Origin of the sequence: Vibrio sp. Of14-4 (assembly GCF_022347625.1) — a bacterium.
Lineage (GTDB): Bacteria > Pseudomonadota > Gammaproteobacteria > Enterobacterales > Vibrionaceae > Vibrio > Vibrio pristinus.
Map to the genome: position 1 here is coordinate 1 of NZ_JAKRGI010000009.1, position 21,085 is coordinate 21,085.

Consider the following 21,085-nt stretch of genomic DNA (forward strand, 5'->3'; position numbering starts at 1 on the left):
AATAGTCTAACCAGTGCGGAGCGGTAGTTCAGTTGGTTAGAATACCGGCCTGTCACGCCGGGGGTCGCGGGTTCGAGTCCCGTCCGCTCCGCCACTTATTTAGAAACCTCGCTAATGCGAGGTTTTGTCAGATATCAATAGGGGTGTAGCTCCAATTGGCAGAGCAGCGGATTCCAAATCCGCGTGTTGGGAGTTCGAATCTCTCCACCCCTGCCATATTTAAGGCTCTAGTCGAAAGACTGGAGCTTTTTTGTTTTTGTAGCGATAAGCAGCGGATTCAGCTTATACCTAAAGAATACGCGTGTTGGGAGTTCGAATCTCTCCACCCCTGCCATATTTAAGGCTCTAGTCGTAAGACTGAAGCCTTTTTACTTTGTAGCTCTCAAGCAGCGGATTCAGCTTATACGCCAAGAATGCGCGTGTTGGGAGTTCGAATTTCAGCAATGAAACTGGGTAAAATAGCCGATTGTTACAGGACACTTTTAGGGACAATTCGTCGGATTTTTACACCTACTTGCTTAAAGATGCTGACATAGTGATCAGGATTGAAATCTTCGCTGATCATCCAAGCATTGTCTGGTTCCATTTCTAGTAGGACAGAGCTCTCTACTCGCTCGGTAATATCAGGTGAATGAATGATGGTAAAACTTTCAGTATTCAAATTTGCGCTTCTTGGATCAAAGTTATACGTTCCAATAACACTTATACTGCTATCAATAGTCATGGTTTTTGCGTGTAGGCCAAAGATCGGAGTGGTAGGCAGCCTTTTAAACATGTGTTCCGTCATGACTCTGCGACGAACTTTTGCATCAGGTTTGAATTCATATATCTCGACTCCGGTTTTAAGTAACTTTGAACGATCTCGTTGATACCCGCTAAATGCTTCGAGGTTATCATTAGAGGCAAGACTGTTTGTTAAGATCTTAACTTCTACCCCACGATCAACTAGCTGCTTTAAAAATTTACGATCAGATTTAGTGGTAACTAGGTAGGGGGTTTGAATAAGAATTCTTTTCTGGGCTTTTTCTGCGAGTTCGATGAGTTTCGTTCGAGTGATACCTCCACCCCCTAGAAATCTTGTTCGGCTATTTTTTCCTGGTTTATCTGCGATATATTCTACTTGGTCTAGGAATAAGAAATCTCCCTTAGCTGCTAAAGTTTTAAAGGTCTGTGGGACTTTCTCTATTTCGGCTCTTATCTCGGGATGGAAGTTACTAGGATTACATGAATAGGTATGGAGTCTAGAAAAATCAGGGTTTCTAGAGTAGGGATTTTTTTCTATTAAGCTCTCAACATTCACGCTTAATTCGTGTTTCCAGTACTCATTAAATGATGTTTTTACATTGGTTACAGCTTTACCAACCAAGAAAACATCTCTGTCCCTAAAATTATACTCGTGGTCAAACCCGAAGTATTCATCGGCTATGTTTCGCCCACCAGTGATTGCTATCAAATCGTCGGCAAGAAAGACTTTGTTGTGCATTCTTTGGTTCAAGCCATGGAAGTCGGTCAGTACTACTCCTAGCTTATTAATGATGTTTTTACCTATGTTTACGTTAGGGTTATAAATCTTTATGTCAATATTGTCATGGGCTGCCAGCATTAGAAGTTCATCGCCTTTGGCTTCGAGCATAATGTCATCGACTAGAACTCTAACCTTTACTCCTCTTTCGGCTGCACGAACAAGGTGATCTGTAGCGATTAGACCGACATTATCAACAGAGAAAATAAAATACTGGACATCAATAGTCTTTTCAGCTCTATCAGTTAGCCAAGCTCTGGACATCATAGCCTCAGCACCTTGCTCTAAAACGTAGACACCAGTTTTACTTTTCAGCTGTGACTCGTATGGTTTTATATAGTGAGAAAGACTTTCGGTTTTTTGTTTCGGTAATGTAGCACAATAGTTTTTATCAGATAGGGGTACGCTATCCGATGTAGTGCTGCAACTGGTCGAAACGAATAGAAGCGTTAATATTAAAGAAATTGTTTTCATCAACGTAAATATATTGTAGACGCGAGTTATATTTTTCAGCATATCATTAAATGAAGATTTATTGATATTCGTCTTTATGCCTATTTTATGAAAGCTTCATATATAAAAAAGCCCACTCAATCGAGTGGGCTGTAAGTATCATTGCTGAATTATTTTAAGAGGGCATCGTTGCCGTTTTCGCGGATATGTTTTAGCAGTCCTTTCACACCGCGAGCACTCGAAGAGACGACGTTACCTGACTTCATATAGTCTGTACCGCCAGCAAAGTCTGTTACTATTGCTCCTGCTTCGCGTGCAATAAGTTCACCTGCCGCAATATCCCAAGGTTTAAGACCTAACTCAAAGAAGCCGTCAACACGCCCAGCTGCTAGGTAGCATAAATCTAGAGCCGCAGAACCTGTACGCCTGAAATCAGAGCAATCAACAAAAAGGGCAGACATAATTTTAAAGTAGGATTCTGAATGTTGCTTTTGCTTGAATGGGAAACCCGTCGCTAAAACAGCACCTTGCATATCTTTAACTTGTTTTACACGGATACGGGCACTATTTAGCTGAGCACCGGAACCACGTTGAGCAGTAAATAGTTCATTCAGCATAGGGTCGTAAACACAAGCTACTTCGGTTTTGCCTTTTAGACGTACTGCGATTGAAACAGAAAAATGTGGGAAGCCTTTAATGAAGTTTGTTGTTCCATCCAGAGGGTCTATGATCCATTGAACTTCGTCGTCTTTGCCAGTTAGTAAGCCAGCTTCCTCACTGATAATTGTGTGATCTGGATAAGAGGCTCTGATGGTATCAATAACGATAGATTCTGCTTCTTTGTCGATATTAGTGACAAAATCATTGGTGCCTTTTTGTGTAGACTCAATTTTATCGACATTTTCTAAAGATTTAGCAATATGATTGCCTGCTTTTCGCGCTGCGCGAATAGCGATGTTAAGCATAGGATGCATACAAATTTCCCAACGGATTTTAAAGAACAGAAAAACGGACGGGAGTATACCAGATAACTCGCCAAATGGAAGTGGGTGTTTTTTGTTCTATCAGTCAAAAGGGTGTGATGTTTTTAACTCTGAATATGTTAATATCGCGCGGTCCAAATATACGGTCTGGGAAAACCCAATGTTAGATAATGTCAAAGTGGTGCTTGTTGGGACCTCACATTCAGGAAATATTGGTTCTGCAGCTCGAGCTATGAAAGTTATGGGTTTGTCTAACCTAGTTCTTGTTGAACCCCAATGTGAAATAGATCAGCAAGCAATGTCAATGTCATCAGGTGCGACTGATATACTCGAGAGCGCAGCAATTGTTAGTTGTCTCACCGAAGCTATTTCGGACTGTAGTTTGGTTGTCGGTTCGAGCGCACGTTCGCGCACTTTGGAGTGGCCGATGTTGGAGCCACGTGAATGTGGTAGAAAGTTTGTTGAACAAGCTTCACTTTCTCCAACTGCGTTGGTTTTTGGTCGAGAGAGGACGGGTTTAACAAACGAGGAGCTGCAAACTTGTCATTTTCATGTTTGTATTCCCGCCAACCCTGAATACAGTTCACTTAATCTTGCTATGGCAGTCCAGACGTTAAGCTATGAAGTGCGTATGGCGTATTTAGATCATGAGAAAGCAGTCTATCAACCTGCTGAAACATGTGAATTTCCTAGGCATAAAGAGCTAGAGTTGTTCTTTTCGCATTTGGAGAGCGTAGCAAAGGGCATTGATTTTATTAGTGATAAGCAGCCCGGAAAAGTGATGAATAAGCTGCGTCGTTTATTCACTCGAGCTCGACCTGAAGCTCAAGAGCTAAATATTTTACGTGGCATTTTAACTGCAGTGGAAAAAAAGCTGCCTTAATTCTTTCCCAAGTATTTTTACAACTAATACTTGAGTAAAATACTTGGTTAAATACTTGACTAATTTAGTCAGGTATGAAAGAATTTATAACACATAAACGATGTGGATATGGTGTTATATGAGACTTACATCTAAAGGAAGATACGCAGTTACAGCCATGTTAGATGTGGCTCTGCACTCACAACAAAATCCCGTACCACTGGCCGATATTTCAGAGCGCCAGGGTATTTCACTTTCTTATCTGGAACAACTCTTTTCCAAACTACGAAAAGCTGGGCTGGTCGCTAGTGTTCGCGGACCAGGAGGCGGCTATCGTTTGGGTACTGATGCCAACACTATCGCAATAGGAACGGTTATTGCCGCAGTGGATGAATCTGTCGATGCGACAAAGTGCCATGGTCGAGGTGATTGTCAAGGCGGAACTCGTTGCCTAACTCACACTCTTTGGCACGATTTGAGCTCAAGAATCAGTGACTTTTTAAACAACATCACTCTGGGTGAGTTGATGACAGATAATGATGTTCTAGAAGTATCCGATCGCCAAGATCTTGATCTTGCGACTAATCATGGGTTTTCTAAAAAGAATTCTAACACCGCACCCATCGGTATAAATTTCCGCTCATAAAGCGGTTTGCCTGTTACATTGGAGTAGAGAATGAAACTGCCTATTTATCTTGATTATTCAGCAACATGCCCAGTTGATCCTCGGGTAGCTGAAAAAATGGTTCAGTACATGACTATGGACGGTACGTTTGGTAACCCAGCATCTCGTTCACACAGATATGGCTGGCAGGCGGAAGAAGCCGTAGACACTGCTCGTGAACAGATTGCAGATTTATTAAATGCAGATCCGCGAGAGATTGTTTTCACTTCTGGTGCAACTGAATCTGATAACTTAGCGATCAAAGGTGCTGCTCACTTCTATTCGAAGAAGGGCAAGCATATTATCACTTGCAAAACAGAGCACAAAGCTGTTCTTGATCCATGTCGTCAATTAGAACGCGAAGGTTTTGAAGTTACTTATTTAGAGCCAGAAGCCGATGGTATTATTGACCTAAAGAAACTTGAAGCAGCAATGCGCGAGGATACCGTTCTAGTCTCCATAATGCATGTAAATAATGAGATTGGAGTTGTTCAAGATATTGCGGCAATAGGCGACTTGTGTCGTAGCCGTAAAATCGTTTTCCATGTTGATGCCGCCCAATCAGCAGGCAGATTGCCAATCGATGTGCAAGAAATGAAAGTTGACCTCATTTCGTTATCGGCACACAAGGCTTATGGCCCTAAAGGTATCGGCGCTTTGTATGTTCGTCGCAAACCACGTATTCGCTTAGAAGCTCAGATGCACGGTGGTGGTCATGAACGTGGTTTCCGTTCTGGTACTTTGCCAACTCATCAGATTGTTGGTATGGGTGAGGCTTTCCGTATTGCTAAAGAAGACATGCAGAAAGACTATGAGCATGCATTGGCTCTTCGTAACCGCTTGTTTGAAGGCGTAAAAGACCTTGAAGCTGTGACTGTGAATGGTTCTTTTGAACAGCGTGTGCCTCATAACTTGAATATAAGTTTTGCTTTTGTTGAAGGTGAATCTTTACTTATGTCCCTGAAAGATCTTGCGGTTTCTTCAGGCAGCGCGTGTACTTCAGCCAGTTTAGAACCTTCATATGTACTACGAGCTTTAGGCTTGGATGATGAACTAGCACATAGCTCAGTTCGATTCTCTTTCGGTCGTTTCACAACCGAAGAGGAAGTTGATTATGCGATTGAGCAAATCCGTTTAGCAGTGACTAAGCTACGCGACATGTCTCCTCTATGGGATATGTACAAGGAAGGAGTGGATTTAAGCACGGTCGAGTGGGCGCACCACTAACTTGCTAAGTTACGCTTCAAAAGTTGTTATAGAGGATTCGAGGAAAATATTATGGCATATAGCGAAAAAGTAATTGATCACTACGAGAACCCAAGAAATGTTGGTTCTTTTGATAAAGAAGACCCAAATGTGGGCAGCGGTATGGTTGGAGCTCCAGCCTGTGGTGATGTGATGAAGCTACAAATTAAAGTGACGCCAGAAGGCATTATTGAAGATGCCAAGTTCAAAACATACGGTTGTGGCAGTGCCATCGCGTCAAGCTCACTTGTTACTGAGTGGGTCAAAGGTAAGAGCATAGATGAAGCTGCAGAAATTAAAAATGCAGAAATTGCAGAAGAGCTTGAACTTCCACCGGTAAAAGTACACTGCTCAATTCTTGCGGAAGATGCAATTAAAGCAGCCGTTGCTGATTACAAGAAAAAACACCAATAATAAGCAGTCTGTATATAATGGGGGTATTTGCCCCCATTTCACGAGTTAACAAATTAATTAAGGTGCAGTATGGCCATCACAATGACAGAAACGGCAGCAAGTCGAGTTAGAACATTCTTAGAAAACCGAGGTAAAGGCGTCGGTTTGCGTTTGGGTGTTAAGACGACAGGCTGTTCTGGAATGGCTTACGTACTCGAGTTTGTTGATCAGCTTAATGAAGAAGATGAAGTGTTTGAGCATCAAGGCGTTAAAGTCATTATCGACAAAAAGAGTTTAGTTTACCTTGACGGTACAGAGCTTGACTATGTTAAGGAAGGGCTTAATGAAGGTTTTGAATTTAACAACCCGAATGCCAAAGGTGAATGTGGCTGTGGTGAAAGCTTTAACGTCTAACTGATGAGTGCCACTTGGCCCTGAGCTATTTAAGGACCGACCTCTTAATGAATTATTTTGAACTATTCGGGCTACCAAGTCAGTTTCAACTGGATGGTAGCCTTCTTTCTTCGCAGTTTCGTGAGCTACAAAAACGCTTCCACCCGGATAATTTTGCTACTGCATCTGAGCGTGATCGCTTGATGGCGGTACAAAAAGCATCAGAAATAAATGATGCTTATCACGTGCTTAAAAGCCCGCTCTCTCGAGCAGAATATATTCTTGCCGAAAATGGGATTGATATTCGTGATGAACAGCAGACCATGAGCGATCCAATGTTTCTCATGGAACAAATGGAGCTGCGAGAAAAGCTTGAAGATATCCCATCTCAACCTGAACCAGAGGCTGCGCTGTTTGATTTTGATGCTGAAGTAAGCAAAACCCATAAGCAATATCTTCAAGCTGTCGAATTAGAGCTGAACGCAGGCCAGTGGACTCAAGCGGCCGATACTGTGCGTAAGATCAAGTTTATCGCCAAACTGAAAAATGAAATAGAGCTAGTGGAAGAGAAACTCCTCGGCTAGTGAATGATAAGGACCAAGCATGGCATTACTCCAAATAGCCGAACCTGGACAAAGTTCAGCACCTCATGAGCATAAGCTAGCAGCAGGTATTGATTTAGGTACGACTAATTCGCTTGTTGCTGCTGTACGCAGTGGTGACGCTTCAACGTTAAAAGATGAATTGGGGAGGAGTATTCTTCCCTCCATCGTTAACTACTCTCAAGCAGAGCCTATCGTTGGTTATGAGGCGAAACAAAAGGCTGAATCGGCTCCGGAAAACACTATGATTTCGGTTAAGCGTTTACTTGGGCGGTCACTGCAAGATATTCAGGCTAGATACCCTAATTTGCCTTATCAGTTTAAAGAAAGTGACAATGGTCTACCTGTGTTCGAGACGGCATCCGGTGACAAGAATCCAATTCAAGTATCCGCTGATATTCTTAAATCGTTATCTGAGCGAGCTGAGCAGACACTCGGTGGTGACTTGTCAGGAGTTGTCATTACCGTGCCAGCTTATTTTGATGATGCCCAGCGCGCTGGTACAAAAGATGCGGCTAAGTTAGCTGGCCTTAATGTTCTACGCCTATTAAATGAGCCCACTGCAGCTGCGATTGCCTATGGTCTCGATTCGGGACAAGAAGGAATCATCGCTGTTTATGACCTTGGCGGTGGTACATTTGATGTGTCTATTCTCCGGTTATCAAAAGGTGTGTTTGAGGTTCTTGCTACAGGCGGTGACTCGGCACTAGGTGGGGATGATTTTGATCATCTCTTGGCGGAATATTTATTAGAGCAAGCGGGTGTTAAAGCGCCATTATCCCCAGAGCAGCACAGAACAATATTGAATCTTGCCACTGAGACTAAGATTGAATTATCCGACAAAGACTTTGTTGATGTTGAGGTTCTAGGTTGGACAGGGAAGGTATCTAGAAAAGAGTTTGATTCCTTGGTGCAACCTCTGGTGAAAAAAACTCTAATGTCTTGTCGCCGAGCGTTAAAAGATGCGCAAGTTGATGTCGAAGAGGTATTAGAAGTTGTCATGGTTGGAGGTTCTACGAGAACCATACTAGTTCGTGAAATGGTGGGAGAGTTTTTTCAACGTAAGCCATTAACCAGTATTAATCCTGATGAAGTTGTAGCCATAGGTGCAGGTATTCAGGCCGATATCCTAGTGGGTAATAAACCGGATACTGAGATGTTGCTATTGGATGTAATACCTCTTTCTCTTGGTATTGAAACAATGGGTGGCTTGGTTGAGAAAATAATTCCACGCAACACGACTATTCCAGTCGCGCGAGCGCAAGAGTTCACCACATTTAAAGATGGTCAGACAGCGATGACTGTGCATGTTGTGCAGGGAGAGCGAGAAATGGTCGATGATTGTCGCTCGTTAGCTCGATTCTCTCTCAAAGGAATCCCTCCAATGGCAGCAGGAGCTGCGCATATACGAGTCACTTACCAAGTTGATGCTGACGGTTTACTCTCTGTGAATGCTATGGAGAAGAGCACTAAGGTTCAATCTGAAATTCAGGTCAAACCTTCTTATGGCTTGAGTGACGATGAAGTGGCGAATATGCTGCGTGATTCTATGACTTATGCTAAAGAAGATATGTTAGCGCGCGCATTGGCTGAACAGCGAGTAGAGGCTGATCGAGTGATTGAGGGATTGTTGGTCGCCATCCAAGTTGATGGTGATGATCTTCTGTCGGAGAGCGAAAAAGCAACCTTAGTCAAGGTTATTGAGTCCTTAATTGAGCTTCGTAACGGGGATAGTGCTGATGCTATCGAACAAGGCATTAAAGATGCTGACAAGGCGAGTCAAGATTTTGCTTCAAGCCGTATGGATAAGTCGATTCGATCTGCGTTATCAGGTCAATCAGTAGATGATATTTAAGAGAAACAGTTATGCCTAAGATTATTGTATTACCGCACGAAGATTTATGTCCTGAAGGGGCGGTTTTGGAAGCGAGTACAGGTGACACAGTTTTAGATGTCGCACTTAAAAATGGCATCGGCATTGAGCATGCGTGTGAAAAATCTTGTGCCTGTACCACATGCCATGTGGTGATCCGTGAAGGTTTTGATTCTCTTGAGGAGAGCGATGAACTCGAAGATGACATGCTAGACAAAGCATGGGGTCTAGAGCCTGAGTCACGTTTAGGTTGCCAAGCTAAAGTTGCTGATGAAGATCTTGTTGTAGAAATACCTAAGTATACACTCAACCACGCTTCTGAAGATCATTAAAAAACGAGTGTTATAAACTAACCAAAAAATGAGAAGGAAAGTGAGCAATGAAATGGACGGATTCACGGGACATCGCGATAGAGCTTTGTGATAAGTTTCCAGAGCTTGATCCTAAAACAGTTCGATTTACTGACTTACATAAATGGATCACCGAGTTAGATGAGTTTGATGATGAACCTAATCGCTCGAATGAAAAAATCCTAGAAGCAGTGATCTTATGCTGGATGGATGAAATGGACTAGAGAGAAGAGTAAAAGCTTTTCAAGTTAACATTTCTGATTAAAAAAAACGGGCGATATCGCCCGTTTTTTTATCGAACTAACATTTTTAGCTTTTAAGATGCTAACATCCCTAGGTTGAGAAAATAGGCGTAGAGTTCGCCAGTAATAAAGACAAGGAGAAACCATGTCCGAACAAATGTCAGTATTTTTGAGTACCGAACCAGCGCCAGCCCAATGGGGAGAAAAAGCAATCCTTTCTTTTTCAGAGCAAGGTGCAACGATTCATTTAGGACAAGGTAATGAACAAGAAGTCGTTCAGCGGGCCGCTCGAAAACTAGACTCTCAGGGGATAGCATCGGTTTCACTCCAAGGTGCAGGCTGGGACTTAGAAACAGTTTGGGTATTTCATCAGGGGTATCGTAATCCAAAGAAAAACAATGCGTTAATTTTGCCTGAACTTGTTGACGCTGCTCAAGCCGAGTTAGAAGCACGGATTAAAGCGACTGAATTTACCCGCGATATCATCAATAAACCGGCTGAGGAAGTCGCCCCAAGACAGTTGGCGACTATGGCGGCTGAATTTATTAAGTCTGTTGCACCAGAAGGTTCGGTGAAAGTCCGTATCGTAAAAGACAAAGATTTGTTAGATGAAGGTTGGGAAGGTATCTATGCTGTCGGGCGTGGTTCGGAGAGAACATCGGCCATGCTGCAGCTGGATTATAACCCTACTGGCGATGAGAACGCGCCTGTATGGGCATGCTTAGTTGGTAAAGGGATCACCTTTGACTCTGGTGGCTATAGCATTAAGCCATCAAACTTTATGACGGCGATGAAAGCAGACATGGGTGGCTCTGGTACTATTACCGGAGGATTTGCTCTGGCGATTATGCGCGGTCTTAACAAACGGGTAAAACTTATTCTCTGCTGTGCTGAAAATATGATTTCAGGTAGAGCGCTAAAGCTCGGTGATATTATTACCTATAAAAATGGCAAGACAGTTGAGATTATGAATACTGACGCGGAAGGACGTTTAGTGTTAGCTGATGGTTTGATTTATGCCAGTGAGCACAAGCCCGAATTGATTATTGACTGTGCAACCTTAACTGGAGCGGCCAAGAATGCACTAGGTAATGACTATCATGCATTAATGAGTTTCGATGAGTCTCTTTCTCAGCAAGCTTTGTCTGTTGCTCGAGAAGAAAAAGAGGGCTTGTGGTCGCTTCCTCTGGCCAGTTGTCACCGAGATATGTTACCGTCGAGCTTTGCGGACTTGTCTAATATCAGTAGTGGAGATTACGCACCAGGTGCGAGTACCGCAGCAGCATTCTTATCTTACTTTGTAGAAGATTATCATAAAGGATGGCTGCACTTTGATTGTGCAGCGACGTACCGTAAATCTGCAACGGATATGTGGGCTGCAGGGGCAACTGGAGTTGGCGTACGTACTTTAGCTGGCTTACTCATCCAGCAAGCAAATCAGTAATTTTAGTGGCGTCTTAACGCTCAATCGCAAATATTATAAAGGTATACCTATGGCTCTAGAAAGAACATTTTCTATCATCAAGCCTGATGCAGTAGAACGTAACTTGATTGGCGAAATCTACAATCGTTTTGAAAAAGCAGGATTTAAAATTGTAGCAGCAAAAATGGTGCAGTTGACTGAGGAGCAGGCTAGTGGTTTTTATGCTGAGCATGAAGGCAAGCCATTTTTTCCACCACTGAAAGAATTTATGACATCAGGGCCAATTATGGTTCAGGTTCTTGAGGGAGAAAACGTTATTGCTAGATATCGTGAGCTGATGGGGAAGACTAACCCTGAAGAAGCTGCTTGTGGTACTCTTCGTGCCGACTACGCGATAGATATGCGTCTTAATTCGGTACACGGCTCAGATAGTCCAGAGTCGGCAGCCAGAGAAATAGAGTTTTTCTTCCCCGCTGCTGAAATTTGCCCTCGCGGTTAGTTTACTTCTATATCTAGTATGGGTGCTACTGACATTGGTAGCGCCTTTTATCACATCCTTTTGCCTAGGTAGATATCTTATCGCGGTTAACAAATGGTTTATCAATTTAGTTGGTGAGTCTTGTTATTGATCTTATGAAAATCATAAAGTTAGAACCTTTACCTATATATTGGTTTTATTTTTTAATCAGCATATTAAGTTGAGTTAAATGTTACCTTAACTTACTGAAAAGTATTCTTCTCTTATATTTTTCTTGCTTAAGAAAGCAGTACTATCAGGTGATCGTCTTCACGACATAAGTTTTTTTATTCACACATGCACGCAAAGCTATCAGTCTTGACAGATTGTGATATACTCTGCGCGCAATTTATACCTTATTAACAGAGTAAGACAATGGCAGATTTATCAAAGTACAGAAACATTGGTATTTTCGCGCACGTTGATGCGGGTAAAACTACCACCACTGAGCGTATCCTTAAGCTTACTGGTAAAATCCACAAAACTGGTGAAGTACACGACGGTGAGTCTACAACTGACTTCATGGAGCAGGAAGCTGAGCGTGGTATCACAATCCAGTCTGCTGCCGTTACTTGTGAGTGGAACGGCCACCGCCTGAACGTTATCGATACTCCGGGACACGTTGACTTTACAGTAGAAGTATATCGTTCACTTAAAGTTCTAGACGGTGGTATCGGTGTATTCTGTGGTTCTGGTGGTGTTGAGCCTCAGTCAGAGACTAACTGGCGTTACGCGAACGATTCAGAAGTATCTCGTTTGATCTTCGTGAACAAACTAGACCGTATGGGTGCAGACTTCTTCCGCGTTGTTGACCAAGTCAAAAACGTGCTGGGTGCTAACCCTCTAGTAATGACTCTGCCTATCGGTCGTGAAGACGATTTCGTTGGTGTTGTAGATGTTCTAACACGTAAAGCATACGTGTGGGATGACTCAGGTCTTCCAGAAAACTACGAAGTTCAAGATATCCCAGCTGATATGGTTGACGATGTAGAGCAATACCGTGAAGAGCTAGTTGAAACTGCTGTAGAGCAAGACGACGACCTAATGGAAGCGTACATGGAAGGTGAAGAGCCTTCTATCGAACAGCTAAAAGCTTGTATCCGTAAAGGTACTCGCGATCTAGCATTCTTCCCAACTTTCTGTGGTTCTGCATTCAAAAACAAAGGTGTTCAGCTTGTTCTTGACGCAGTTGTAGACTACCTGCCAGCACCAACAGAAGTTGAACCTCAGCCTCTAACCGATCCTGAAACAGGTGAGCCTACTGGTGAAGTTGCTACAGTATCTGCTGATGAGCCACTAAAAGCACTAGCATTCAAAATCATGGATGACCGTTTCGGTGCTCTAACCTTTATCCGTATCTACTCTGGTCGTATGAAGAAGGGTGACACTATCCTTAACTCTGCAACTGGCAAGACTGAACGTATCGGTCGTATGTGTGAGATGCAAGCTGATGAGCGTAACGAGCTGACTGAAGCGCAAGCAGGTGACATTATCGCAGTTGTGGGCATGAAGAATGTTCAAACTGGTCACACTCTATGTGATCCTAAGCACGAATGTACGCTTGAAGCGATGATCTTCCCAGAACCAGTAATCTCAATCGCAGTTGCACCTAAAGATAAAGGTTCTACTGAGAAAATGGGTATCGCTATTGGTAAGATGGTTGCAGAAGATCCATCATTCCAAGTAGAGACTGATGAAGATTCAGGTGAAACTATCCTTAAAGGTATGGGTGAACTTCACCTAGACATCAAGGTAGATATCCTTAAGCGTACTTATGGCGTTGAGCTAGAAGTAGGTGCTCCTCAGGTAGCTTACCGTGAAACTATCACTCAGCCAGTTGAAGATAGCTACACACACAAGAAGCAGTCTGGTGGTTCTGGTCAGTTCGCGAAAATTGACTACCGTATCAAACCAGGTGAAGCAAACTCTGGCTTTACGTTCTCATCATCAGTTGTTGGTGGTAACGTACCTAAAGAGTTCTGGCCTGCAGTAGAGAAAGGCTTCGGCAGCATGATGGAAACAGGTGTTCTTGCTGGTTTCCCAACACTAGATGTTGAAGTTGAACTATTCGACGGTGGTTTCCACGCAGTTGACTCTTCAGCTATTGCTTACGAAATCGCAGCGAAAGGTGCATTCCGTCAGTCTATGCCAAAAGCGGGTGCTCAGCTTCTAGAGCCAATCATGAATGTTGATGTTTTCACTCCAGAAGACAACGTTGGTGATGTAATCGGTGACCTTAACCGTCGTCGTGGTATGATCAAAGACCAGCAAGCTGGTACTACAGGCGTTCGTATTAAAGCTGACGTACCTCTATCAGAAATGTTTGGTTACATTGGTCACCTACGTACTATCACTTCTGGTCGTGGTCAGTTCTCTATGGAATTTGCACACTACGCACCTTGTCCAGCTAACGTTGCTGAGCAAGTTATCGCAGAAGTTAAAGAGCGTGAAGCTAAGAAGTAATTCTTATCGTTTTATGTGATAAAAACCCGTAACCTTTGTTACGGGTTTTTTATTTTAACTGCGCAAAGTTAATCGTTATTCTTCGATGATGCCCTGTAGCCACTGAGTAAAAGCGAGAATACGTTTTAGTCGCGGCGACTCCTGATCGTAAAAGACATTAAATTGGATGCCAGGATGCATAGCGATTTCAAAAGGCTTGATTAGCAGGCCCCTACTGACTAGATCATTGGCCAATGAATCTGAGGCAAGACAAGCACCGTGGCCAGCAATCACCGCATTCATTGCGTGATCAAAGGTACGCACTTCTGTCCATTGTACCGATTCTTTATCCATTGTTACGCCCGCTTCTGCAAACCAAGTTTGCCATGGGTATCCGCCAGATTGGTAATGTATTAGCCAAGTGTCAAGCAGTTGCTCTGGTCGCGATAAATCGATGTTGTTTGCTAAATGGGGGGAACAAAAGGGATAGATAGGATCCTCGAATAAAAATTCTTTATGGAGCCCAGTTGTATTTGCAAGCTCTTCACCTTGCCATATTGCCAGATCAACGTCGCCTTGTTTAAGTTTTGGCTCGTCACAGCTTGTTTCAATCCTAATTGGTATGTTGGGGTGCAGAGAGGAAAACTGCCAAAGTTTGGGTAAAAGCCAACATGATGCAAATGAGGGAGTCGAACTGACACAAAGCAGTCCTTCAATCGGTTCACTTTGAATCTGATTTAATCCAGTGACGATACTCTCAAACCCCTTAGAGACATGCCTATATAAGATTTTTCCCTGTTCAGTGAGACGCATTTCTCGACCGTCTCGCATAAAGAGTTTACAGCCTAGTCCATCTTCAAGCTGGCGAATCTTTTGGCTCACAGCTGCTTGACTGACAAATAGCTCTTCCGCAGCTTTACTATAACTACTTAATCTGGCTGCAACTTCAAAGTATCTAAGGCCTGAAAGGTGATGTAAGCGTGCGTCCATAGACTCTCTTTATTGGTATTTTTTGTTATAATAATCTTTTCTATTAAAAAGCAAAAGGAGAGCTTGTGCTCTCCTTGACTGTGGCTAATTTGTTTGATTCTTGAAGTTAGAGTGTTTTAGAACCTATTCTTCCCAAACAACGAGTTTGTCTTTGGGCCAATTTTGTCCCACTTCATGGTACATTTGCTCAAGGATATGGCGCTTTATTTTAAGAGTTGGCGTTAAAATACCATTTTCAATACTCCAAGGCTCTTTAATCATTAACACGCCTTTAATTTGTTCGTGCGATTCTAGAGACTCGTTCATTTTCGCAATGACTTTTTTGGTTGTCCTTTCATAGCGTTCTCTGTCGAAATTAGGGAAATCATGAGGAACGGCTAAAAGTATCGGATAGGGCAAACCGAGCCCGATTAAGCACATCATTTCAACTCGGCTGTACTCAAATAGTTTTTTCTCTATTGGAACAGGCGCGACAAATTTTCCTTTAGAGGTTTTAAAGGTATCTTTTTTACGGCCTTGAATGGTCAGATAACCTTCACTGTCAATTGAGCCTATATCCCCAGTATGCAGCCAACCGTCTGAATTGAATGACTCTTGTGTAGCAATATCATTTTTGTAGTAACCTGAGAACAAGCCTTCACCGCGGACCAATATCTCGTCATCTTCTGCAATTTTGAGTTCAATACCAGGACCTGCGTTACCAACACTGCCTATTTTGTCTGCGCGAAACGGATAGTTTAGAGTACTGTATGCAAAAGATTCTGTCATGCCCCAAGCTTCGGTGATGTTAAGACCTATACTGTGATACCACTCGAGCAAAGCTGGTGATACGGGGGCCGAGCCACATCCTAATACACGGGCTTGATCAAGCCCTAGGCCATCAGCCAGTTTCTTTTTGATAATGGAGTTAATAAAGGGTATTTTGAGTAGAATATTGAGCTTTTTCTGCGGCAGCTTGTCTTGAATTCTTTGCTGAAATAGAGTCCAAAGGCGAGGCACAGAAATAAATAGTGTTGGCCTGTGCATCTTTACATCTTCGATAAATGTATCGAGCGATTCTGGAAACGCAGTGGGGACTCCTCCAGCAATAGAGCAGCCAAAGATGTACACTCTTTCAGTGATATGAGCGAGAGGCAGATAAGAAAACAGCCTGTCATTTCGCTCTATGCCTATGTGATTAATTAATTGTTGTACTGACCAGTTGAAGGCTCCGTATGTGAGCATGGCGCCCTTTGGTAATCCTGAGGTACCAGATGTATAGACAAGGGACATGAGTTTATCGTCTTGGTGCTGAGCTCGATAGTTAGTAGGTTCTGACTTCTCTATTAAATCGTTAAAAGTATGCTGACAATTAGGCGCACTATCATATGGTAGAGAAAGGCTTATTAAGCTTGGCATGCTATCTAACACGTGTTGTGTCGCGGTTGGATCATCAAGCTTACCTCCTATAATCGCTTTACTTTCGCTATGAGTAATACAGTACTCTATGGTTTCAATGCCTGCAGTTGGGAATATAGGCACACTGATGAAATCACCGATCATCATAGCAAGATCGCAGATAAACCATTCCGCACAGTTTTTAGATATAAGTGCGATTTTATCACGAGGTTGTAAGCCAAGTGATTGCAGAGCAGAAACGAGTTTTAGGGCTTTATCGGCAACTTCTGAGTAGGTATATTCTACAAACTGACGGTTTATAATTTGCTTTAAGTACACTTCATTTGGGCGTTCCTCTGCCCAATGAAGTATCATTTCATTCGGTGGTGGAAGAGTACAAGTGCTTTTGCGTAACTCGTTAGGCTGAATCATTTTCTAACTCCATGTTATTAGCAAAGTTTTGTCATTGTTATTGTTAACAGCATGTTAATTTTAACATGGAGAATAATAAAAGCGGCAAGTCGGGATGAGAACTTGTGACCAGAGTGTGAAAACTAGTGCATTTGTCTATAAATTGCGGGGCTAAAGCCTGTCTTCTTTTTGAATATTCTAGAGAAATAAGAGACGTCGTTATATCCGCATTGGAAGGCAACAAAAGAAATTTTTCTTCACGATTTTCACAATATGAAGCGACTTGGAATCATCCATTTGGCTGTTTAGTGCAAGTATCTGGCAGTGGCAAAGTTGCTTTGAGCAAGTATTTTTACTCGGTTTTTATTGTATTACAGACACGAATTTAGTCGGTCATGTGATCACCAACCGGCTCTGCCTTCCTTATTTAGCAAGCAAATTTAACCATGAATACATTGAGACTTCAGATAATATCATCAGCACTCTGACAGGTGTTGATGTTTTTTCTACAATTAAATACGTTAGTGTGTAAGGCTAATTTTGAATGTAAATTCGCGTGCTTGTTCTATTTTTTTATCTCTATATGTATGTAGGCGTTTAATGATATTGAAATTATCTATCTTAGAACAACGTCAACCAACCCAGATAATTTGTCTGTGTTGTCTAGGAGAAAGTGATGGGAAATGAAGTCAAGATATCATCAAATGGGGAGTGTTATCTTCGACTGAAGACCAACTTAACGATCTGGGTCTTTTATTCGTTAGATTCTTTTCAAGTGCATATTAACCAAGAACTTTCCAAGTGCGAAAACTTAAGCTTCGAAATGATTCCACTCAATGGAGTGACTATAAGTAACCTAACACATCTCCCACAGCCTGATTTAATATTTGTTGAGGCAGGGCCTAATTGGGCAAAAAAAATTACCGAACTTCAGCAGTTTGAAGGACCAGAATTTCATGATGTAGGTCGCGACGCTTCCCTTATTGTGTTTGGTAACGAAAATGATAGCGGTGCGCTTAAGATAGCGCTGCGCGTCGGTGCTAGCGACTTTATTTCTGATAAGGCATTACTTGATGAATTAGCGCCTTTATTAAAAAATATTGCGGAAGCAAAAGTTGCCAATTATCACCTCGGTGAATTATTAGTTTTTATGAATACTAAAGGAGGATCTGGAGCATCTATGATTGCCCTGCATACAGGAGTTATGTTGGCAAGGCAATACCCTAATAAAGTACTACTTTTGGATCTAGACATGCAGTTTGGCGCTATAGAAGATTATCTAAATATTGATGAATCGCATCAATATGGATTGGCCGATCTTTTAGCCAAAGTCGATGATTTGGACAAGATGTCTTTAACGAGCTTGGTTACTAAACATGAATCGGGACTGCATATCATTGGTTTTAAAAGAGAAAATAGCAAAGACAGCTATGACAAGGCGGAGCATTTGAATAGGCTTATTCCTATACTCTTGGAGCATTATCCTTATGTAGTTGTCGATATGTCTCGAGGTTTAGAACGGATTTTCTCTTCGGTTATTTCTCCTGCAACCAAGATATTTTTAGTCAGTCAGCAAAGTTTGGTTGCACTAAAAAATGCCTCCCAACTAATGAAGTTGTTGGTGCTCGAGTTTGGTGTCGCGAGGGAACAGATTGAAGTGATTGTTAATCGGTACGAAAAACGCCGATCGACTAGCTTGAAAGATGTGGTGAATATTATCGGAAATGTGCGAGTCCATACTATACCTAATGATTTTAAAGTAGCCCGAGAGAGCGCTAATTTAGGACGCCCTTGCATTCGAGTAAAACACAACAGTTCAATCGCCAAGTCAGTTAAAAGGAAAATCACTTCATTAATTTTAGGAAAAGAAGAACCAGCAAGTTGGTATAAAAAGCTCTTTTCTTAACTCTTACTAATCTAGATAGTGGGTTATATGCTTTCTAGGTGCAAAAATACTAACTCTAATGGCTGCCTTACTCAGTTAAACCCGAGGTGATTAACAATGTAGGATACTTTCTGATCTTACAAGGCAAGCCCGACAAAGCGATTCCATACTTACAGCAAGCCATTGATAGTAAGTCTTCATACTACAAGGTCGCGAATGAAAACTTAGAACGTGCATTAGCTTTAGTTCGAGAGCAATCATCCGCGGGTATTTCATCTAAAAACTAAGCAGTACGATTAAACTATCCAGTTGCTAGTGACGCCAAGTAAGATAAAGCTTATCACAATGCTTATGATAGGAAGTTTTAGTTGTTTGAGTAGGTAAAAACCAACAAGAACAAAAACAAGGTCGCTTGGCCTAAGTACTGCACTGGTAAATACAGGCTGGTAGAGAGCAGACAATAGCAAGCCGACAACCGCAGCATTCACGCCATTTAAAGCGCCCGACACTCTTGGCACTTGAGCAAGGTGTTGCCAATGTTTTAGAACGCCAAGAAGAAGCAGAAACCCTGGTAGAAAAACACCTAGTGTTGCTACTAACGCGCCAGCTATCGGTGCTTGTGGGATAAGTTGATAGCCAATGTAGGTGGCAAAAGTAAACATGGGCCCTGGAACGGCCTGAGCGGCGGCGTAGCCAGTGAGAAAAGCATCCTGAGAGATTTGTTCTCCAACGATATTTTGCAGCAGCGGCAGTACTACATGTCCGCCACCAAAAACTAAGCTTCCGGCTTGAAAAAAATCACTAAACAGCCTGATAAGCGGCAGGCCAGATGTCATCAGAGGCAGGAAAAAAATAAGCAACCCAAAGGTTATCAGTGGCCAAATGCTGGGCTTAAAGCGCTGATGTGTGCCGCTTTGATTTGAAGCTAAGTACTTACAACCGATCACAGCAGCGAGGAGCAATAAGATAATTTGAGTTGAAATACTGGGTATAAGAAGAAGCGCAGCGGCGGTAAGCAAACATAAACCAGAGGTAAGCTTTTGCTTACAAAAGCTTTTGTACATTCCCCATGTGGCATCGGCAACCACGACAACCGCCAAGAGCTTTAAACCGTGCACTACCCCTTCAAATAAAGGGCTCTGATTGAATTTATGACTAAGCAATGCAAGGCAAAGCATGATCAATACTGAAGGCAGAGTAAACCCTGTGAAGGCCAATATGGCACCCAATAGACCTTGACGTTGATAGCCAATGGCAAACCCGACTTGGCTTGATCCCGGCCCAGGCAGAAATTGACTTAGGGCAACAAGCTGGGCGTACTCTTTGTCATCTAACCATCCAAGCTTATCAACAAAGGTATGGCGAAAGTAGCCGATATGGGCTGCTGGGCCACCGAAACTTATCCAACCTAACCAGAAAAAAGTTTTAAAAATAGAAAACATGCTTAACTTGCCAATTCATTAATCGTTAACTTCACGCAAAAACACTAGAGTAGAATAATGACAATTTAATGATTTTTTAATCATTAATTCAGGTTAAAGGGAACGATCGCGAGTAATTAACCCTTATTGGATTGGCTAAAGTAGTTTTGCATCCAGCCAAGCCTTTTTCATAACCATACTAAGCAGAATCCTACCTTAAGACTAGTGTATTAAAAAAGAGAATTTTTAATATATTCATATATATATTTTGCTTTTGCTGTTGCATTTTTTGTTATTTATAGAACTAATAAAAATTATTGTGATCAGAGTCAATGTGCATATTGTTAGTTGTTTTTTTATTCTTGTTTTCACTCTATTATTCGTCAGTTTTTTGTGTGACAAGTAGAATAATAGGAATTAAAAATGAAAAAAGCAGTCTTAGCCGCACTCGTCGCCGCGGCTTCGTTTCAAGTAGTTGGCTCAGAATATGTAAATGATGGTTGGTATATTGGCGCCGATGTTATGTCGACGAATGTTACCGTAGATGGTTATGATGAGAGGACAACAGGCTTTGCTTTAAATGCAGGTTATAGCTTTGAGCTGCATGAAAACTTTGTAATCGGGGTGGAAGCTGATTTAGCTCATTATGGTGAGGTTGATCACGGTTATGGTGTGACAGAAGATTTTGCCTCGGTTGGCGTTAATATCAAGCCTAAGTACTTTATCGGAAGTAGCGACTTTTATTTAGGCGCTCATTTAGGGTTGGGCTATTTTTTATATAACCTAGAGGAGCCAAATAGGACACACAACACAGAGACAGATACCACGCTGACTTATGGTATTGAAACAGGTTATGCGCTAAATAAAAACTGGCTACTTAATCTTGGCTATCGTAAAGCATCACCTGAACTTTTTGGTGTAGAGGTAGATTTAGACACCATCTACGGCGGAATCGAATACAAGTTCTAAGCCTCACGAGTTTTTACAAACCAAGGGAGCTTAGGCTCCCTTTTCGCTTTTCCCTCAATCGATATACC

The 21,085-nt window shown here is 42.2% G+C and carries 19 protein-coding genes, 2 tRNA genes and 2 pseudogenes; 17 read left to right on the top strand and 6 right to left on the bottom strand.

What is annotated here, in order from left to right; translation table 11 throughout:
* Positions 1-17: 17 nt before the first annotated feature.
* A tRNA-Asp gene (locus MHN79_RS10320) sits at positions 18-94 on the top strand.
* A 45-nt stretch (positions 95-139) separates the two neighbouring features.
* A tRNA-Trp gene (locus MHN79_RS10325) sits at positions 140-216 on the top strand.
* Positions 217-469: 253 nt separating this feature from the next.
* Here the strand turns inward: MHN79_RS10325 and MHN79_RS10330 are convergent.
* Together MHN79_RS10330 and suhB are read right to left on the bottom strand one after the other, a co-directional pair.
* Complete coding sequence (locus MHN79_RS10330) at positions 470-1,789, bottom strand: phospholipase D family protein (RefSeq protein ID WP_239172831.1); 1,320 nt, start codon at positions 1,787-1,789, stop codon at positions 470-472.
* 356 nt (positions 1,790-2,145) lie between these two features.
* Positions 2,146-2,949, bottom strand: a complete 804-nt coding sequence (suhB, locus tag MHN79_RS10335) for an inositol-1-monophosphatase (protein WP_152429634.1) — start codon at positions 2,947-2,949, stop codon at positions 2,146-2,148.
* 169 nt (positions 2,950-3,118) lie between these two features.
* On the opposite strand from suhB, the gene trmJ reads away from it, so the two are divergent.
* The 12 genes from trmJ (at position 3,119) to fusA (ending at position 13,985) form a co-directional block, all read left to right on the top strand.
* The gene (gene trmJ, locus MHN79_RS10340) at positions 3,119-3,841 is read left to right on the top strand and encodes a tRNA (cytosine(32)/uridine(32)-2'-O)-methyltransferase TrmJ (RefSeq protein ID WP_239172832.1); all 723 of its coding nucleotides are present in this window, start codon (positions 3,119-3,121) and stop codon (positions 3,839-3,841) included.
* Positions 3,842-3,959: 118 nt separating this feature from the next.
* Positions 3,960-4,466, top strand: a complete 507-nt coding sequence (iscR, locus tag MHN79_RS10345; protein WP_114788025.1) for a Fe-S cluster assembly transcriptional regulator IscR — start codon at positions 3,960-3,962, stop codon at positions 4,464-4,466.
* Positions 4,467-4,496: 30 nt separating this feature from the next.
* Positions 4,497-5,711 carry an IscS subfamily cysteine desulfurase gene (locus MHN79_RS10350; protein ID WP_239172833.1) on the top strand — a complete coding sequence of 405 codons (1,215 nt, stop codon included), beginning with the start codon at positions 4,497-4,499 and terminating at the stop codon, positions 5,709-5,711.
* A 51-nt stretch (positions 5,712-5,762) separates the two neighbouring features.
* A complete protein-coding gene (gene iscU / locus MHN79_RS10355) occupies positions 5,763-6,143 on the top strand; it encodes a Fe-S cluster assembly scaffold IscU (protein ID WP_114788027.1) in 381 nt (126 codons plus the stop codon).
* Positions 6,144-6,212: 69 nt separating this feature from the next.
* Complete coding sequence (gene iscA / locus MHN79_RS10360) at positions 6,213-6,536, top strand: iron-sulfur cluster assembly protein IscA (protein WP_114788028.1); 324 nt, start codon at positions 6,213-6,215, stop codon at positions 6,534-6,536.
* Between the two features lie 47 nt (positions 6,537-6,583).
* The gene (hscB, locus tag MHN79_RS10365) at positions 6,584-7,099 is read left to right on the top strand and encodes a co-chaperone HscB (protein WP_114788029.1); all 516 of its coding nucleotides are present in this window, start codon (positions 6,584-6,586) and stop codon (positions 7,097-7,099) included.
* Positions 7,100-7,118: 19 nt separating this feature from the next.
* Entirely contained in the window at positions 7,119-8,972 is a 1,854-nt protein-coding gene (hscA, locus tag MHN79_RS10370; RefSeq protein WP_239172834.1) for a Fe-S protein assembly chaperone HscA, read from the top strand.
* Positions 8,973-8,983: 11 nt separating this feature from the next.
* Positions 8,984-9,322: an ISC system 2Fe-2S type ferredoxin gene (gene fdx / locus MHN79_RS10375; RefSeq protein ID WP_114788031.1), complete on the top strand. Its 339-nt coding sequence runs from the start codon at positions 8,984-8,986 to the stop codon at positions 9,320-9,322.
* Positions 9,323-9,369: 47 nt separating this feature from the next.
* Entirely contained in the window at positions 9,370-9,564 is a 195-nt protein-coding gene (iscX, locus tag MHN79_RS10380) for a Fe-S cluster assembly protein IscX (protein WP_114788032.1), read from the top strand.
* Between the two features lie 163 nt (positions 9,565-9,727).
* Complete coding sequence (pepB, locus tag MHN79_RS10385) at positions 9,728-11,026, top strand: aminopeptidase PepB (RefSeq protein WP_239172835.1); 1,299 nt, start codon at positions 9,728-9,730, stop codon at positions 11,024-11,026.
* Between the two features lie 49 nt (positions 11,027-11,075).
* Positions 11,076-11,504 carry a nucleoside-diphosphate kinase gene (ndk, locus tag MHN79_RS10390; protein WP_152429641.1) on the top strand — a complete coding sequence of 143 codons (429 nt, stop codon included), beginning with the start codon at positions 11,076-11,078 and terminating at the stop codon, positions 11,502-11,504.
* A 393-nt stretch (positions 11,505-11,897) separates the two neighbouring features.
* Complete coding sequence (gene fusA, locus MHN79_RS10395; protein ID WP_152429642.1) at positions 11,898-13,985, top strand: elongation factor G; 2,088 nt, start codon at positions 11,898-11,900, stop codon at positions 13,983-13,985.
* A 75-nt stretch (positions 13,986-14,060) separates the two neighbouring features.
* On the opposite strand, the gene MHN79_RS10400 is transcribed toward fusA, so the two are convergent.
* From MHN79_RS10400 to MHN79_RS10410, 3 genes and pseudogenes are all read right to left on the bottom strand, one after another.
* Positions 14,061-14,954 carry a LysR substrate-binding domain-containing protein gene (locus tag MHN79_RS10400; RefSeq protein ID WP_239172836.1) on the bottom strand — a complete coding sequence of 298 codons (894 nt, stop codon included), beginning with the start codon at positions 14,952-14,954 and terminating at the stop codon, positions 14,061-14,063.
* Between the two features lie 123 nt (positions 14,955-15,077).
* Complete coding sequence (locus MHN79_RS10405) at positions 15,078-16,763, bottom strand: AMP-binding protein (protein ID WP_239172837.1); 1,686 nt, start codon at positions 16,761-16,763, stop codon at positions 15,078-15,080.
* Between the two features lie 122 nt (positions 16,764-16,885).
* Positions 16,886-16,996 (bottom strand): annotated as a pseudogene (locus MHN79_RS10410) (AraC family transcriptional regulator); the annotation flags it as partial.
* Positions 16,997-17,418: 422 nt separating this feature from the next.
* Between MHN79_RS10410 and MHN79_RS10415 the strand changes: the two are divergent.
* Positions 17,419-18,648, top strand: a complete 1,230-nt coding sequence (locus MHN79_RS10415) for an AAA family ATPase (RefSeq protein WP_239172933.1) — start codon at positions 17,419-17,421, stop codon at positions 18,646-18,648.
* 80 nt (positions 18,649-18,728) lie between these two features.
* A pseudogene (locus MHN79_RS10420) lies at positions 18,729-18,914 on the top strand (hypothetical protein); the annotation flags it as partial.
* 9 nt (positions 18,915-18,923) lie between these two features.
* On the opposite strand, the gene chrA reads toward MHN79_RS10420, so the two are convergent.
* A complete protein-coding gene (gene chrA / locus MHN79_RS10425) occupies positions 18,924-20,069 on the bottom strand; it encodes a chromate efflux transporter (RefSeq protein WP_239172838.1) in 1,146 nt (381 codons plus the stop codon).
* Between the two features lie 402 nt (positions 20,070-20,471).
* Here chrA and MHN79_RS10430 point away from each other — a divergent pair, with 402 nt between their 5' ends.
* Positions 20,472-21,017 carry an outer membrane beta-barrel protein gene (locus MHN79_RS10430; protein WP_239172839.1) on the top strand — a complete coding sequence of 182 codons (546 nt, stop codon included), beginning with the start codon at positions 20,472-20,474 and terminating at the stop codon, positions 21,015-21,017.
* The last annotated feature ends 68 nt before the right edge of the window (positions 21,018-21,085 follow it).